This is a genomic window from Janibacter sp. YB324 (assembly GCF_014217915.1).
GTDB lineage: Bacteria > Actinomycetota > Actinomycetes > Actinomycetales > Dermatophilaceae > Janibacter > Janibacter indicus.
This window is the reverse complement of sequence record NZ_CP060120.1, coordinates 2,958,282-2,972,867: the sequence shown is the minus strand read 5'-3', so window position 1 is coordinate 2,972,867 and position 14,586 is coordinate 2,958,282. Positions and strand designations below refer to the sequence as shown.

The window sequence follows — 14,586 nt, the reverse complement described above, 5'->3', positions numbered from 1 at the left end:
CCGACCGTAGGACGGGGGAGGTTGGTCGAAGGTTGGTCGCGTGCGCACCCACCTACCCGATCGGGTAGGGCTGCTCCGTCGACCTACCTTCTGCCCCGACGTCGGGCTACGGTGACCGGATGACACCGGGAGGGATCACGTCGACGACGACGGAACGACACCGACACGCGGACCCGGAGTCCGCGTCCGAGGTGACCGGTCCGTCCGACGGCCCCTTCCTCCTGAAGTTCCACGCCCCCGAGATCCTCTTCGGTCCCGGCTCCCTCGACGAATCCGGCCGTGCCGCAGCGCGATTGGGCGCCCAGCGTCCATTCGTCGTCTCCGACCCGGGCCTCGTCGAGGCGGGCTGGGTCGACCAGCTCGTCCCCCTGTTGACCGCCGAGGGTCTCCAGCCGACGGTGTGGACCTCGGTGACGCCCAACCCCAGGGACCACGAGATCGCCGCCGCCTACGAGCGCTACCTCGAGGTGGGTGGCGACGTCATCGTCGCCATCGGAGGGGGTTCCTGCGCCGACGCGGCGAAGGGGGTTGCGGTCCTCGCGGGCAATGGTGGCGACATCCGCGACTACGCCGGTATCGACAAGGTCGACGCGCCGATCCCGCCGGTCCTGATCATCCCGAGCACCTCGGGCACGGGTGCCGACGTCTCGCAGTTCTGCATCGTCACCGACACCGAGCGCCGGGTAAAGCTGACGATCATGGGCCGCGCCCTCGTCCCGGACATCTCGATCACCGACCCGCGGCTGCTCACGACGATGCCCGAGGACCTCAACGCCGCGACCGGTCTCGACGCGCTGACCCATGCCGTCGAGTCGTACGTCTCCCGGGCGCACAACCCGATCGCCGACGGTCAGGCGCTGAGCGCCGTGGGGCTCGTCTGCGGCCACCTGCGCGAGACGATGGACCGCCCCTTCGACCTCGGGCCGCGGGGCAAGATGGCGCAGGCGAGCCTGCAGGCCGGCATGGCCTTCACCAACGCGATCCTCGGCGCGACGCACGCGATGAGCCACCAGGTCGGCGGCCTCCTCGACGCACCCCACGGGGTGATCAACGGCGTGCTGCTGCCGCACGTCATCCGCTACAACGCCCGTGCGGCGCCCGACCGCTTCGTCAGGCTGGCGCGCTCGGCCGGGCTGACCGTCGGCGACGTGCCGGGCGACGAGGCCGCCGAGCTGCTCGCCGACCACGTGCGCCGGCTGGCCGACGACGTCGGCGTCCCGCGGGGCCTGCGCGACCTCGGCGTGCGGGAGGAGGACCTCGACTCCCTCTCGGCGACCACCCTGGAGGACGCCTGCCTGACGACCAACCCGCGGGCGGCCGACCAGGACGACATCCGGGCGCTCTTCCGGGGCGCGCTGTGAGCACCCCGCGGTCGGCCCCCGACCTCGAGGCGCTCACCGGTGTCCGCTCGGGCAAGGGGTCCTACTACCGCGCCTACGTCCGCTCCGACGAGCGCACCCAGCGGGCCGTGCGGGCGATGGACTCGATCTCCCGGGCGCTCGTGCGCACCCACGAGGGTCCGCGAGGACTCCTCGAAGAGGTCGTGCGCGCGGCGGCGTCCCACCTCGAGGCGCAGTGGATGATCCTCACGATCGCCGACGGCCGGCTCATCGGGGCCCGGCCCCGCGTCCTCGCCCTGGCGAAGGGGGAGACCACCCCCGTCGACGACGAGGAGCAGCTGCCGCCGATGGTGCGCCGCGAGCTGGGCGCGATCCGTGCGGGTCTCGCGGTGCGCACGGCCGACGAGGGGCCGTGGGTGCGGGTGCCGGTCGTGCTCGCCGGGACCCCCGTCGGCGCGCTCGCCGGGCTGCACGGCCTGGCCGCGGACCCCGAGCCCGGCGACCTCGCGGTGCTGCGGATCCTCGCCAACCAGGCCGCCGTCTCGCTGCACACGTCGGAGCAGTATCTCGAGGGCCAGCGCCAGCACCGCCGGGCGCAGAGCCTCTACGACGAGGTGCAGGCGCAGGCCCGCGACCTCGACCAGCGCACCCACGAGCTGCACCGCCTCGAGAAGAGGCTCGAGCTGGCCCGGCAGCGCGAGCTCATCGACACCGAGCGCGGCCGGATCGCCCGCGAGCTGCACGACTCGGTGACGCAGTACGTCCTCTCGGCCGGCATGGCGGTCGAGATCGCGCGGGGCGAGGTCGAGGCACGGTCGGGGACCGCCGACCCGATGCACGAGCAGCTCGTCACCGCCAAGGACCTCACCCAGCAGGCCGTGAGCCAGCTGCGCCGGGCGATCTACGCGCTGAGCCGCTCCCAGGGCGAGACCCTCGCCTCGCTGCCCGACCTCGTCCGCGAGGTCGCCGAGCACCACCGCAGCCACCTGCAGGTCAAGGTCCGCGTCGCGGGCGAGGCCGTGCCGCTGGGCGTCGACGCCGAGCACGACATCGCCCGGGCGGTCGGCGAGGCGATGTTCAACGTCGCGCTCCACGCGCAGGCGACGCGGGCGGTGGTGCGCCTGAACTACCGGCCCGACGAGGTCGTCGCGTCGGTGGCCGACGACGGCTGCGGCGACCCGGTCGTGCTCGGGCGGCTGCTGCGCGTCGAGCGTCGCAGCACCGACGGCAGCCACCGCGGCCTGGCCAACATCGAGGCGCGGGTGGCCGACCTCGGCGGGCGGGTGCGGTTCCGCCGCGCCCGCATCGGGGGAGTGCGGGTCGAGATCCGGGTGCCCGTCCCGTCGGACGGCGAGCGGCACAGCCTCATCGAGCAGCTCGCGCAGGGTGACCGGACCGGTGAGAGGGGACGAGCATGACGACAGCGACGAGCACCACCGACGAGGACGAGATCCGGCTGCTCCTCGTCGACGACCACGCCATCGTGCGCCAGGGCCTGCGCTCGGTGCTCCAGCGCGAGGAGGGCATCCGGGTCGTCGGCGAGGCCGAGGACGCGGCCCGGGCCAAGGAGCTCGTGGCCGAGCTCTCCCCGCAGATGGTTTGCCTCGACCTCAAGCTCTCGACCTCCTCCGACAGCGAGGGCATCGCCCTGTGCGAGGAGCTCACGACGCTCCACCCCGACATCGCGGTGCTCGTGCTGACGACCTTCCTCGACGAGCGGCTCGTGCTGCGGGCGATCCGGGCCGGCGCGCGTGGCTACGTCGTCAAGGACGTCGACACCTCGGGCCTCGTCCGGGCGATCCGTGACGTGAGCCGCGGGGGCAGCGCCTTCGATGCCCGGTCGGCGGCCGCGATGGTCCGCGGGCTGCACGGGGCGGAGGAGGAGCAGCCCAAGGAGCTGACGAGCCGCGAGCTCGAGGTCCTGCGGCTGCTCGCGTCGGGCCTGTCCAACAGCAAGATCGGCGCCGAGCTCTTCATCTCCGAGACGACCGCGAAGTTCCACGTCGGCAACATCCTGCGCAAGCTCGGCGTCTCGCGCCGGGCCGAGGCCGTGTACGCGGCCTCCAAGGCCGGCCTGCTCTGACCCCCTTCGCTCAGGCGAGGTCGAGCACGAGCCAGCCCCCGTGGTGCTCCTCGACGGCGAAGGGGAGGCCGGTGCGCAGGCCGTAGGCGGCCAGGTCCTCGCGGGTGAGGGTGCGCACGTGACCCCACAGCTCCTCGGGCTCGTCCTCGTAGGGAACGGCGATGACGACGCGGCGGCGGGCGAGGCGGACCGCCTCGGTGACGACCCGCCAGCCGTGCTGCGGCTCGAGGTGCTCGAGCAGGTGGAGCGCGACGACGGTGTCGGCGCACCCGTCGGGCAGCGGCACGTGGGCGGCGTCCGCGGTGAGCGCCCCCACCGGCGTGCCGAGTTGCGCCGAGACCTGCTCGAGCAGGCGGATCGACCCTGCGGAGACGTCGATGGCCGTCACCTCGCGGGTCCCGGCCTGGCGCAGGGAGAAGAAGCCGAAGCACGAGCCCAGCTCGACGACCGAGTCGCCGACGAGCACCTCCTCGGCGCGCGCGTAGACGGGGGCGTACCCGGCGACCGCGCCGTGCATCCCCGCGGAGGGCGAGTTGGCGAGGTCGGTCGCGGCCTCGATCGTGCGCAGGCTCGTGCGGTAGAAGTGCTCCCACGCGCTCAGCGGGTCGTCGGCGGACGTCAGGACGATGCCCGTCATGATCCGCTCGAAGACGTCGGCGCCGCGCAGCCACCCGGGGCCGAAGATCTCCCGGGAGAGCAGCTCCGCGAGACCGGCGTGCACCTCCTCGAGGGGGACGCGGTGCGCGATGGCGACCCGGCCCCCTTCGTGGCTGATGTCGAAGTGCTCGGTCCGCACGGTCCGCAGGGTGCGCCGCGGCAGCTCGCCGTCGGTGCGCACGACCCGGACGAGGTCGTCGACGTAGGCGGGCCGCCCGGGGGCGAGCGGGTCGATGGGCCGCGGCTCGGCGCTCGCGACGACGGGGATCACGTCCCCGCCCCCACGGTCGCGGCGGACACGCGCTCGAGCCCGCCGAGGCTGCGCACCACCTGCACGCGGTCGCACGACTCGGCGTAGAGAGGCAGGTCGCAGCTGCCGAGGCCCCACGAGTAGCGCGGCTCGGGCGTGAGCCAGATGACCGAGCGCACCCGCCGGGCGATCTCCTCGAAGACCTCGATCCGCGGGTCGTTGCCGTTGTTGCGCCCGTCGCCGAGGACGATGACCGTCGTGCGCCGGTTGAGCGCGCCGCCGTACTGCTCGAGGAAGACCTCGAAGGCGGACCCGAAGTCGGAGTCGGCGTCGACGTCGAGCACCCCACCCGCGGGCAGGCCGGACATGACGAGCGACAGCGCCTCCTCGACGGGGTGGTCGGCGAAGAGGTCGGTGATCTCGACGCAGTCCTGGACGAAGGCGAAGGAGCGAACCTTGGCCGCCACGGACTGCAGCGAGTGGACGAGGTGGAGCATGAAGCGCGAGGTCTGCCGCACCGACAGCGAGACGTCGCACAGCACGAGCAGCCGCGGCCGGTCCTCGACCTTGCTCACCGTGACGGGGCGGAAGGGCACGCCGTCGTAGCGCATGTTGCGGCGCATCGTCAGCCGGCCGTCGATCGTCCCGCGGGCCGCGGTGTGCCGCCGGGGGCGGGGCGCGCCGTGCAGCGAGCGCAGCAGCCGGCGGATCGAGTCCTCGAGCGCGGCCCGGTCGGCCTCGTCGACGGTCTCGGCCTGGGCCGCCTCGATCTCGCGCATCTCCAGCTCGGCCTCGCGGGCCATGAGCTCCTCGAGGAATCCCTTGAGCCGCTCGGGCAGCGCGTCGAGGAAGGGCTGCAGCGCCTCGCGCAGCGCCGCCATCTCCGGTCCCTCGTCCTCGTCGCCCTCGGGCAGGTCGGAGGACTCGTCGAGCCACGCGAGCAGGGCCATCTCCTGCGCGACGCTCAGCTCGGCGTCGACCTGCATGCCCGGTCGGCGGGCGAGGTCGCCCGGTGCCCCGGGGTTGTGCAGCCGCGAGGTGGAGATCTGCACGCGCGCGGCCTCGTCAGGGCCGGCCTGGGTCCCGTCGGACAGGACGATCTCGTCGGTGAGGTTGGCCATGTCGAGGCGGTTGGCCTCCTGGTGCAGGTTGTACTGCTGCGCCATGTCCTCGGGCCGGAAGAAGTCGTGCAGGTCGACCGGCTTGCCGTGCGAGTGACCGTCCTGCGGCATGTCACCCGGCTCCTCTGACAGGGAGAACTCGGTGAGCTCGCCGTCGTCGGAGAGGTCGTCGTGGCTGTGCCCGTGCTCGGGGTCCTGGGTGAGCACCGGCCGCAGCGAGAAGAAGCGGTCGAAGGTCTCGTCGAAGACCGGCATGTCCCGGCGGTCCTTGATGAGGCTGACCGCGAGGGCGGCCCGGAGGACCTCGCGGTCCTCCAGGACGCCCGGCTGCGCGGCGGCCTTCAGCCCGTCGATGGCCTCGGCGACGCTCGCCGGGACACCCCGCAGCCGCAGGATCCGCACGAAGCGGTGGAGGGTGGTCTCCATCGTCGCTCCCTCCTCACAGGGGGCGCTTGCGCGCGCCCCGACCGGCGAAGGAGCGGTCGCCCTGACCCGGTGTCACCTTGCGGGAGGTCCCGAGACCCCCGGGTGCTCCGTAGTAGTCGGTGTCGTGGCGGCCGGGGGCGTCCTTCGCCTTGCGGGCCTCGCGCCCGTCGACGTCGTCGTCCCCGTGGTCGGAGCCGTGGGGATGAGGGTGGTCGTGCGTGTGGTCGTGCCCGTGCCCGTGGTCGTGCCCCTCGGGGACGACGGCATTGGGGTCGACGAGCTTGGGCAGCGCCTCGCCGGCACGGCGCAGGTCGCGGTCGTACTTGACGACGACGCTCAGCGTGTCCGACAGCAGGGTCGCGTCGAGCTCGTCGACCCCGAGGACGGCGAGCGTGCGCGCCCAGTCGATGGTCTCGGAGATGCTCGGCGCCTTGCGCAGCTCGAGCTCGCGCAGGCCGCGGACGATCTCGACGAGGCGCGCGGCGAGCGCGTCCTGCAGCCCGGTCTCCTTGGAGCGCAGGATGTCCAGCTCGCGCTCGGGGCTCGGGTAGTCGAGGAAGAGGTGCAGGCAGCGGCGCTTGAGCGCGGCTGACAGGTCGCGGGTGTTGTTGGAGGTCAGCACGACGAGCGGCAGGTGCGTCGCCTCGATCGTCCCGATCTCGGGGATGGAGATCTGGAACTCGGAGAGCAGCTCGAGCAGGACCGCCTCGAGGGCCTCGTCGGCGCGGTCGACCTCGTCGATGAGCAGCACGACGGGCTCCTCGCTCGTGATCGCCTCGAGGAGCGGGCGGGCGGCGAGGAAGCGCTCGGAGAAGAAGATGCTGTCGTGCGCCGAGATCTGGTCGACGGCCTCGGTGAGGTCGGCGGCGTCGGAGACGATCTGCCCGATCTTCTCCCGCAGGATCTGCGTGTAGAGCAGCTGCTTGCCGTAGTCCCACTCGTAGAGGGCCTTCGACTCGTCCTGGCCCTCGTAGCACTGCAGGCGGATGAGGCGGCGTCCGGTCACCTCGGCGAGGCTCTGGGCCAGCTGCGTCTTGCCCACGCCGGCCGGCCCCTCGAGGAGGACCGGCTTCTCCAGGCGGGTCTGGAGGAAGACGGTGGTCGCGAGCTTGCGGTCGGCGAGGTACCCGTGCTCGCGGAACTGCTCGATGGTGTCCTCGACGCTCGCGAGGGCGGGCACGGCGTCCGTCGTGGTGGTGGACATGGCGCTCCTGTCGGTGGTTCGTCCGGGGGTGCGGCGGTCCCCCTTCGTCCTCCTACCCGGTGGGGACGAAGGGGGACCGCCGCGGCTTGGTGAGGTGCGTCAGCTGATGAGGTCGTCGAGGTCACCGGTCATGCAGTGCTCGACGACGGGGCGCACGGTCTCGAAGGTGCACTCCTTGGCGTTGCCCGGGGTGCAGGCGTCGCCGAGGACGTGGTTGGTGATGCGGTCGACGTCCGCGGCGTCACCCTTGATCTCCGGGGAGTTCTTGTAGTACTCCGTCGGCCCGGTGCCCAGGCGGTTCTTGGAGTAGCTGTCCTGGGTGACGTCGACGAAGCGCTCGGGGATGCCCACGTCGCGCAGCAGCCGGATCGACGCCTCGAGCGCGGCGTCGGCGGCCTGCACCTTGGTCATGCCGTGGGTGTCGACGCCCATGGCCTCCGCGATGTCGGCGAAGCGGCCGTAGCAGGCGGGCATGTTGAAGGCCCACACGCGCGGCAGGGCGATGGCGTTGTTGAGCCCGTGGTGCGTGTCGTAGAAGGCGCTGACCGCGTGGCTGATCGAGTGGATGATGCCGAGGCCACCGGAGTTGAAGGCCTGGGCGGCGATGTACTGGGCGTACATCATGCCCTCGCGGCCCTTGAGGTCCTGACCGTTCCAGACCGCCTCGCGCAGGTTCTCGGAGGTGAGCTTGATGGCGCGGATCGCGTTGCCGAGCGAGGGCTCGAAGTTCAGCCGCGAGACGTAGGGCTCGGAGGCGTGCGCGAGGACGTCGAACCCGCACTGGGCGGTGTAGTCGATCGGGCAGTCGTAGTAGAGCACCGGGTCGTCGACGGCGAGGCTGGCGACGGACGCGTCGTCGAAGGCGACGTACTTGTGGGGGTTGTCCGGGTCGGTCGTCGTGTCGGTGATGACGTAGGCCCACGAGGTCTCGGAGCCGGTGCCGGCCGTGGTGGAGACCGCGATGTGCGGCGGGTTCTTCGGGTTCTCGGACATGTTGAAGCCCTCGAACTCGTTGACATTGCGACCGTCGTGCGCGACGGAGATGCGCGCGCCCTTGCAGGCGTCGTGCGCGGAGCCGCCGCCGATGGAGACGAAGGAGTCGCAGGCGTTCTCCTGGTACAGCGCCACAGAGTCCATGACGTTGTAGTCCTTGGGGTTGGACTCGACCTTGTCGTAGACGACGACCTCGAGGCCGTGGTACCTCATCGACTCGACGATGTTCTTGACGATGTCCGTGCCGCGCAGGCCGGTCGTCATGACGAGCGTCTTGCGGAAGCCGAGCTTGAGGGCCTCCGGACCGATCATCTCCCAGGCGCCGGGACCCATCATGGCGCGCGGGAAGGGGTGGAACTCCTTGATCGGGAATGGCTTGAGCAGATCATCAACCTGCATGGCGGGTCTCCTTTGACCGTGGGTGGGTTGCTCTCGGAACCTAGGGCGGCGGTGCACCGGCCGGACAGTCCAGAGTCCAGATCCCCACCCCCGTGGCAGGTGCCCACCTGTCCGATCGGGCAGGGCCCCCGAGAGCGTCCGGACGTGGGTCATCGCCCCGCGGTGCCGGCTCGGCGCGTGGGGCGCAGGGAGGCCTTCCTTCAGCCGCCGGGACGGCGGGGCAGGAGGGCTCCGAAGGAGCGTGCTTGCGCGGCGCCGACCCAGAGACCGGCGCCGTAGGCGAGGTCGTCGAGGCGGCGGCTGATCGGGGCGTAGGTCGCCTCGGGGTGGTCGGTCCGGGCGACGACGACGTCGACGAGTAGTGAGGTGACGAGGGCGCGCCGCACGGTGCTGCTTCGGGTCGCGGCGACTGCGGCGAGCGGCCACCAGTGGCGCAGCAGCAGCGCGGTCTCCTGCCGGACGGCCCAGCCCAGGCCCTGGGCGCCGAGGCGCACGGCCAGCTCGCGCCGCTGCGGTCCCTCGGGCAGCCGCCGGTCGAGCGAGCGCACGCCCCAGAGCAGGCCGAGGCCGGCGACGGGCAGCGACCAGCGGCGACGCGCGAGCACCGCGGCGGCGGCGACGGCCATCGTCGCGGACATGACTGCGGGGGCGCCCTTGCGCCCGTGGCGCGCGGCGAGCCCGGCGCCGCCGGTGCCGTAGAGGAACTTGCGGCCGAGCCAGCCGCCGACGGTGGCACGGGTGTCGTGCCAGGCGATCTCGTCGGGGTCGTAGCGTACGGTCTGCCCGGCGTCGACGAGCCGCCAGACGAGGTCGACGTCCTCGCCGACGCGCATGTCCTCGGCGAAGCCGCCGGCGGCGCGCAGCCGCTCGACGCGTGCCACGAGGCAGGCGCTGGGCAGCCACCCGACGGCGGCTCCCGGCCGTACGGAGCAGGCGCGGCGTCCGAGGGCGAGCGAGGAGACCTGCTCGTCGTAGCGCTCGAACCACGCGGGGTCGTCGGCGCGGGCCCGGCTGCGCACGAGGGGCCCCACGAGCGCCACCTGGTCGTCGGCGAAGTGCCGGGCGAGCCGGCGCAGCATCGCGGTATCGGCCTGGACGTCGGAGTCGACGAGCGCGACGAAGGGGGTCTCCACCGCGAGAACGCCGGCGTTGCGGGCCCCGGCGGGGCCGAGGTTGACGGGCAGGGAGATGACCCGCGCGCCGTGGTCGGCGGCGACCCGGGCGACCGTGTCGGGGTCGTGCGACGCATCATCGACGACGATGCAGCGCAGTCCGTCGAGGGCGTCGAGGGCTCGTGCGAGCTGCTCGGGCCGGTCGCGGATCGGGATGACGACGGTGATCTCCGACGGGTCGGGGCCGGCGCCGTGGAGCACGGGGTCGGCGAGGTTGCCGTCGACGAGGCGGGCGACGAGGGGCTCGTCGGCGGGGCCGCGCACGACGAGGCGACCGTCGACGACGCGCTCGCGGGCGGCGGCGCCCAGGCGCACGGCCCGCAGCGGGGAGCCGCCGACGAGCAGGCCGTCGTCGTAGGCCCGCACGTCGTGGCGGATCCGGGCCTCGTAGCCGGGGGCAAACCGGGTGGTCATCCGCTGAACCCCCCGTCGGCGGCGACGACGCCGCCGTTGAGCGCGGCTCCGGCGGGGGAGCAGCACAGGCTCACGGTGGCGGCGATCTCGTCGGGGTCGAGGGGGCGGCGGAGCAGCTGGTGCTCGGCGAGGTGCTCGCTCGTCGTGCCGTAGAGGGCGGCCGTCGCCGCGAGCATCGGGGTGTCGGTGCCGCCGGGGCTCACGGCGACGGCGGTGACGCCGGTGCCGACGAGGTCGGCGGCGAGCCCGCGCACCATGCCGACGACGGCGTGCTTGGCGGCGTTGTAGGCGGCGAGGTGGAAGAGGCCGCGCCCTCCGGCCGCGGAGGCGATGGCGACGAACCGGCCGCCCGAGGGGTCCGGCCCAGCGAGCATCGCGGGGACGGCGGCGGCCGCGGTGTGCCAGACGCCGAGCGCGTCGACCTGCCAGAGCAGGTCGAGCTGGTCGGTCGGTGTCTCCCAGAGGGGTTGGCCTCCGGCGACGATCCCGGCGGCGGCGACCGCGGCGTCGAGCCGCCCCCACCGCTCGACGGCGTCGACGACCGCGTCGGCCACGGCCGCGGGGTCGCGCACGTCGGCGACCCGGGTGACGACCCGGCCGCCGGCTCGCGGGTCGGCGGCGACCGACTCGAGGTCGTCGACCGTCGGCATCGGGTAGGGGTGGGCGGTGGGGCCGGCGCACGCGTCGAGCGCGAGGACGTCGTAGCCCTCCTCCGCGAGACGAAGGGCGGTCGCCGCCCCCATCCCGCGGGCGGCCCCGGTGACGAGGGCGACCCGGCTCATGACGAGGGTTCCAGGGTGGGCTGCAGCGCCTGCGCGACGACGTCGTCGACCATCGCGGCGAGGACCGGCGCGCCCTCGGCGGCGCTCGCGCCGGTCGGGTCGCCGAGCACGCCGTTGGGCGAGACGGCGATGACCCCGCCGGCCATCATCGTGGGCAGGATCTCGGCGAGGGGCCGGGTGTCGCCGGGTTCGGCGCGGTCGAGGCGGACGGTCTCGGGGCGCAGGTGGAGCAGCAGCGAGGTCTCGGTCCGCCCGGCGTGCAGGTCGACGCTCTCGGTGGCGCACGCGGCCCAGCCGACGTCGTGGCCCTCGTCGACGAGCTGCCCCACGGCGGCGGTCAGCGCCTGGCTGTTGCCGCCGTGCCCGTTGACGAGCAGCACCCGTGGGGCCCAGGTGCGGGCCGAGCGGACGAGCTCGACGACGACCTGGCGCAGGACTTCGGTGCCGATCGAGATGGTCCCGGGGAAGTGCTGGTGCTCGCCGCTCGACCCGAGCGCGACGACGGGCGCGACCCACGCCGTCGTCCCCGCGGCGGTGAGCCGCTCGGCCACGCCCTGGGCGACGGCGGTGGCGATGAGCGCGTCGGTGTCGAGCGGCAGGTGCGGGCCGTGCTGCTCGAGCGACCCGACCGGCACGACGAGGAGGTCCACCCCTTCGGCCTCCGCGGAGGCAAGGTGGGCCAGCTCGCGCGGCCGGTCGGGGGAGGGCATGCCCGTCAGCGCGTCGTCGCGGCCGCGGGCACACCGAGCTCGCGGTGGAAACCCTCGGGGACGAGCAGGTGCTCGGGGCCCAGCTCGGCGACGGAGGAGAGGGCGAGGCCGCGCAGGGCGGAGTCGACGCCGCCGTTGAGCAGGTCGAGGACGTTTTCCACCCCGGCCTGGCCGTTGGCGGCGAGCCCCCAGAGGTAGGCCCGGCCGATGAGGACGGCCTTGGCGCCGAGGGCGAGGGCCTTGACGACGTCGGAGCCGCGGCGGATGCCGCCGTCCATGACGACGTCGACCTGGTGGCCGACCCGCTGCGAGATCGGGTGGACCATGCGGATCGCGGCGGGGGTACCGTCGAGGTTGTTGCCGCCGTGGTTGGACACCGAGATGCCGGCGACGCCGACGTCGACCGCGCGCAGCGCGTCGTCGACGCGGGAGACACCCTTGAGGACGAAGGGGGTGCCGCTGATCTGCGACCACTGCTCCCGCATCCACGCGACGTCCTGCCAGGAGGGCGGCGGCGTGGTCATCCACTCGTAGTAGGCACCGAAGAAGGTCGGCGCCTCCCCTCCGGGCGGGGTGAGGTTGGGCGCGGTGAGGTCGGGCAGCTTGCCGGTGTCGATGAACTGGCGGCCGAAGTCGACGAGCCAGCGAGGCTTCGTCGCGACCTGCGGGGCGAGCCGGATCATCGCCTTGAGGTCGACCTTCTCGGGGATCTCCGGGCTGCCCCAGTCACGGCCGATGGAGAAGGACCAGTCGAGGGTGGCGATGAGGCCCTTGGCGCCGGCCTCGTGGGCGCGGGTCATCCGCTGGATCATCGTGTCGCGGTCGCCGGTCCAGTACATCTGGAAGAAGGTCGTCGCTCCGGTGTCGCAGACCTCCTCGACGGACTTCGAGGCGAAGTTGGACAGGCCCATGATCGTGCCGCGGGCCGCGGCGGCCCGGGCGACGGCGACCTCGCCGTCGGGGTGGACCGCCTGGACGCCGGTGGGGCTGATGATGACCGGCGAGCCGATCTGCTGGCCGAAGACGGTCGTCGACTGGTCACGCTCGGGCTGCTGGCCGACGACGTGCGGAGCCAAGCCGATCTCGGCGAAGGCGCTCTGGTTGTCGTCGCGACTCTGGCCGCGCTCCGACCCGGCGACGAGTGCGCCGTAGACGGGAGCGGGCAGCTTTTTGCGGGCGCGCTCCTGGGCGACGGCGACGGACTCGAACCACGGGTTCTGCTTCCAGGGGTTGGTGAGCCACTCGGGCTTGTTCATCGTCTCGTCCTCGTCATCGAGGGTCGAAGCCAGCGAGCGGGCTCTCGGCGCACGGCGAGACCGGACGCGGCGGGGCAGCGGTCTCCCCTTCGGGCCGGCGGCGCATGAGCTTGAGCATCACGGGCTCGTTGCGGGTGGGGTTGGCCTTGGAGTGGTCCTGGCTGGCGGCGGGCACGGTGCGCTCGCCCGAGAGGGCGGACTCGCCGTAGCCCTGGACGCACTCCGGGTCGGGGCCGTCGAGCGGCAGGCCGGTGAAGAACTTCGCGGCCATGCAGCCGCCGCGGCAGCTGTCGAAGTGGGCGCACTTCGAGCAGGCGCCACCGGTCTGAGGGGAGCGCAGCTCGCGGAAGAGCTCGGAGTCGCGCCACACCCCGCCGAAGCCGCCGTCGGTGAGCAGGTTCCCGGCGTGGAACTGGTCGTGGATCGCGAAGGGGCACGCGTAGACGTCACCGACGGGGTCGATGAGGCAGACGACGCGGCCGGCGCCGCAGAGGTTGAGCCCGGGCAGGGACTCGCCGAAGGCCGCAAGGTGGAAGAAGGAGTCGCCGGTGAGCACGTCCTCTCCGTGAGCCATGAGCCAGTCGTAGAGCACCCGCTGCTGCTCCGGCAACGGGTGCAGTTCGTCCCACACGTCGGCGCCGCGGCCCGAGGGACGCAGCCGGGTCAGGCGCAGCGTGGCGCCGTAGCGGTCGGCGATGGCCTTGAAGTCGTCGAGCTGGCTGATGTTCTGTCGGGTGCAGACGACGGAGATCTTGGCGTCACCGAACCCGGCGGCCTGCAGGTTGTCGAGGGCACGCAGCGCCATGTCGTAGGAGCCGGGGCCGCGGACATAGTCGTTGACCTCGGCGGTCGCGCCGTCGAGGGAGATCTGTACGTCGACGTAGTCGGTCGCGGCGAGGAAGGCCGCGCGCTCGGGGGTGATCCGGGCGCCGTTCGTCGAGAACTTCACGCCCACGTCGTGGGCGACCGCGTACTCGAGCAGCTCCCAGAAGTCGGGGCGGATCGTCGGCTCACCACCGCCGATGTTGACGTAGAAGACCTGCATCCGCTGCAACTCGTCGATGACGGCCTTGCACTGCTCGGTGCTCAACTCGCGCGGGTCTCGCCGACCCGAGCTGGAGAGGCAGTGGGCGCACTCGAGGTTGCAGGCGTAGGTCAGCTCCCAGGTCAGGCAGATCGGGGCGTCGAGGCCGAACTCGAACTGCTCGACGAGCGTGCCGCCCTCGGGGCGGGCTGGTGCCTGCCGGGCCGCGGGTCGGTCGGTGGTGAGGGTCATGCTGGCTCCTCAGGAGTCGGTGCGTGGGCGGATCATGCCGTTGGCGGCAAGACCCTGCAGCGCACGCAGGTACCCGTCGTGCTGCTCCTGCGGGATGCCCTCGGCGACCAGGGTGCTCTGCACGTCCGGGTGGTCGGCGAGGTGCTCCACGACGCGGACGAGCTCCGGTCGCTTGAGGAAGGACAGCTTGCGGTTGTGGAAGTTGTAGGCCAGGGCCCCGAAGGGTTCGGGGCGAAGCGCCACGGATGCCGACAGCTCCCAGGGCCGCATCAGCATCCGTGGCGTTTCCGCGTTCATCGCGATCATCGATCTCTGGTCGAGGCGCGGATCAGTAGACGCCGCACATGCCGTCGATGGAGACCTCTTCCACGAGGTCATCGGCGACTGCGTCGACCTGAGCGTCTTGCTCGAGACCGTCGTGCTGCTCGTCTGCCATGGTGTTGTCCTTCCGACGTCGCTGTCTGGTTCGGCCCAAGTTAGTGACGTGAGAGGACGGCCGTAAC

At 72.6% G+C, this 14,586-nt stretch carries 14 protein-coding genes; 3 read left to right on the top strand and 11 right to left on the bottom strand.

Going from position 1 to position 14,586, the window contains the following annotated elements; translation table 11 throughout:
* The first annotated feature begins 119 nt into the window (after positions 1–119).
* The 3 genes from H7A72_RS14615 to H7A72_RS14605 are packed head-to-tail and all read left to right on the top strand — an operon-like array spanning position 120 to position 3,423.
* Complete coding sequence (locus tag H7A72_RS14615; protein ID WP_185220972.1) at positions 120–1,361, top strand: iron-containing alcohol dehydrogenase; 1,242 nt, start codon at positions 120–122, stop codon at positions 1,359–1,361.
* Positions 1,358–2,758: a sensor histidine kinase gene (locus H7A72_RS14610; protein WP_084449790.1), complete on the top strand. Its 1,401-nt coding sequence runs from the start codon at positions 1,358–1,360 to the stop codon at positions 2,756–2,758. The genes H7A72_RS14615 and H7A72_RS14610 overlap by 4 nt, the downstream gene beginning before the upstream one ends.
* Entirely contained in the window at positions 2,755–3,423 is a 669-nt protein-coding gene (locus tag H7A72_RS14605; protein WP_068328717.1) for a response regulator transcription factor, read from the top strand. Before H7A72_RS14610 ends, H7A72_RS14605 begins: the two co-directional genes overlap by 4 nt.
* A 10-nt stretch (positions 3,424–3,433) precedes the next feature.
* Here H7A72_RS14605 and mftM read toward each other — a convergent pair whose 3' ends face one another.
* The 11 genes from mftM to mftA form a co-directional block, all read right to left on the bottom strand.
* The gene (mftM, locus tag H7A72_RS14600) at positions 3,434–4,351 is read right to left on the bottom strand and encodes a mycofactocin oligosaccharide methyltransferase MftM (RefSeq protein ID WP_084449791.1); all 918 of its coding nucleotides are present in this window, start codon (positions 4,349–4,351) and stop codon (positions 3,434–3,436) included.
* Complete coding sequence (locus H7A72_RS14595) at positions 4,348–5,877, bottom strand: VWA domain-containing protein (RefSeq protein WP_068328723.1); 1,530 nt, start codon at positions 5,875–5,877, stop codon at positions 4,348–4,350. The genes mftM and H7A72_RS14595 overlap by 4 nt, the downstream gene beginning before the upstream one ends.
* Positions 5,878–5,890: 13 nt before the next feature.
* Complete coding sequence (locus H7A72_RS14590) at positions 5,891–7,081, bottom strand: MoxR family ATPase (RefSeq protein ID WP_084449792.1); 1,191 nt, start codon at positions 7,079–7,081, stop codon at positions 5,891–5,893.
* A 99-nt stretch (positions 7,082–7,180) separates the two neighbouring features.
* A complete protein-coding gene (gene mdo, locus H7A72_RS14585; RefSeq protein WP_185220971.1) occupies positions 7,181–8,473 on the bottom strand; it encodes an NDMA-dependent methanol dehydrogenase in 1,293 nt (430 codons plus the stop codon).
* Positions 8,474–8,673: 200 nt separating this feature from the next.
* Entirely contained in the window at positions 8,674–10,059 is a 1,386-nt protein-coding gene (mftF, locus tag H7A72_RS14580) for a mycofactocin biosynthesis glycosyltransferase MftF (protein WP_185220970.1), read from the bottom strand.
* Entirely contained in the window at positions 10,056–10,841 is a 786-nt protein-coding gene (locus tag H7A72_RS14575; protein ID WP_068424158.1) for a mycofactocin-coupled SDR family oxidoreductase, read from the bottom strand. The genes mftF and H7A72_RS14575 overlap by 4 nt, the downstream gene beginning before the upstream one ends.
* Complete coding sequence (gene mftE, locus H7A72_RS14570) at positions 10,838–11,551, bottom strand: mycofactocin biosynthesis peptidyl-dipeptidase MftE (RefSeq protein ID WP_185220969.1); 714 nt, start codon at positions 11,549–11,551, stop codon at positions 10,838–10,840. Before mftE ends, H7A72_RS14575 begins: the two co-directional genes overlap by 4 nt.
* Positions 11,552–11,556: 5 nt before the next feature.
* The gene (mftD, locus tag H7A72_RS14565; RefSeq protein WP_084449797.1) at positions 11,557–12,807 is read right to left on the bottom strand and encodes a pre-mycofactocin synthase MftD; all 1,251 of its coding nucleotides are present in this window, start codon (positions 12,805–12,807) and stop codon (positions 11,557–11,559) included.
* 13 nt (positions 12,808–12,820) lie between these two features.
* Entirely contained in the window at positions 12,821–14,083 is a 1,263-nt protein-coding gene (gene mftC / locus H7A72_RS14560) for a mycofactocin radical SAM maturase (RefSeq protein ID WP_068328741.1), read from the bottom strand.
* A gap of 9 nt (positions 14,084–14,092) precedes the next feature.
* Positions 14,093–14,353 (bottom strand): mycofactocin biosynthesis chaperone MftB, encoded by a 261-nt coding sequence (mftB, locus tag H7A72_RS14555; protein WP_223277665.1) that lies wholly within the window; start codon positions 14,351–14,353, stop codon positions 14,093–14,095.
* Positions 14,354–14,411: 58 nt separating this feature from the next.
* A complete protein-coding gene (gene mftA, locus H7A72_RS14550; RefSeq protein WP_082807721.1) occupies positions 14,412–14,519 on the bottom strand; it encodes a mycofactocin precursor MftA in 108 nt (35 codons plus the stop codon).
* Positions 14,520–14,586 lie beyond the last annotated feature (67 nt).

Bases quoted from the DNA above. Each gene is read 5' to 3' on its own strand.
- H7A72_RS14615 (WP_185220972.1), top strand. From the start codon at position 120: ATGACACCGGGAGGGATCACGTCGACGACGACGGAACGACACCGACAC.
- H7A72_RS14605 (WP_068328717.1), top strand. From the start codon at position 2,755: ATGACGACAGCGACGAGCACCACCGACGAGGACGAGATCCGGCTGCTC.
- H7A72_RS14595 (WP_068328723.1), bottom strand. From the start codon at position 5,877: ATGGAGACCACCCTCCACCGCTTCGTGCGGATCCTGCGGCTGCGGGGT.
- H7A72_RS14590 (WP_084449792.1), bottom strand. From the start codon at position 7,081: ATGTCCACCACCACGACGGACGCCGTGCCCGCCCTCGCGAGCGTCGAG.
- mdo (WP_185220971.1), bottom strand. From the start codon at position 8,473: ATGCAGGTTGATGATCTGCTCAAGCCATTCCCGATCAAGGAGTTCCAC.
- mftF (WP_185220970.1), bottom strand. From the start codon at position 10,059: ATGACCACCCGGTTTGCCCCCGGCTACGAGGCCCGGATCCGCCACGAC.
- H7A72_RS14575 (WP_068424158.1), bottom strand. From the start codon at position 10,841: ATGAGCCGGGTCGCCCTCGTCACCGGGGCCGCCCGCGGGATGGGGGCG.
- mftE (WP_185220969.1), bottom strand. From the start codon at position 11,551: ATGCCCTCCCCCGACCGGCCGCGCGAGCTGGCCCACCTTGCCTCCGCG.
- mftD (WP_084449797.1), bottom strand. From the start codon at position 12,807: ATGAACAAGCCCGAGTGGCTCACCAACCCCTGGAAGCAGAACCCGTGG.
- mftC (WP_068328741.1), bottom strand. From the start codon at position 14,083: ATGACCCTCACCACCGACCGACCCGCGGCCCGGCAGGCACCAGCCCGC.
- mftB (WP_223277665.1), bottom strand. From the start codon at position 14,353: ATGCGGCCCTGGGAGCTGTCGGCATCCGTGGCGCTTCGCCCCGAACCC.
- mftA (WP_082807721.1), bottom strand. From the start codon at position 14,519: ATGGCAGACGAGCAGCACGACGGTCTCGAGCAAGACGCTCAGGTCGAC.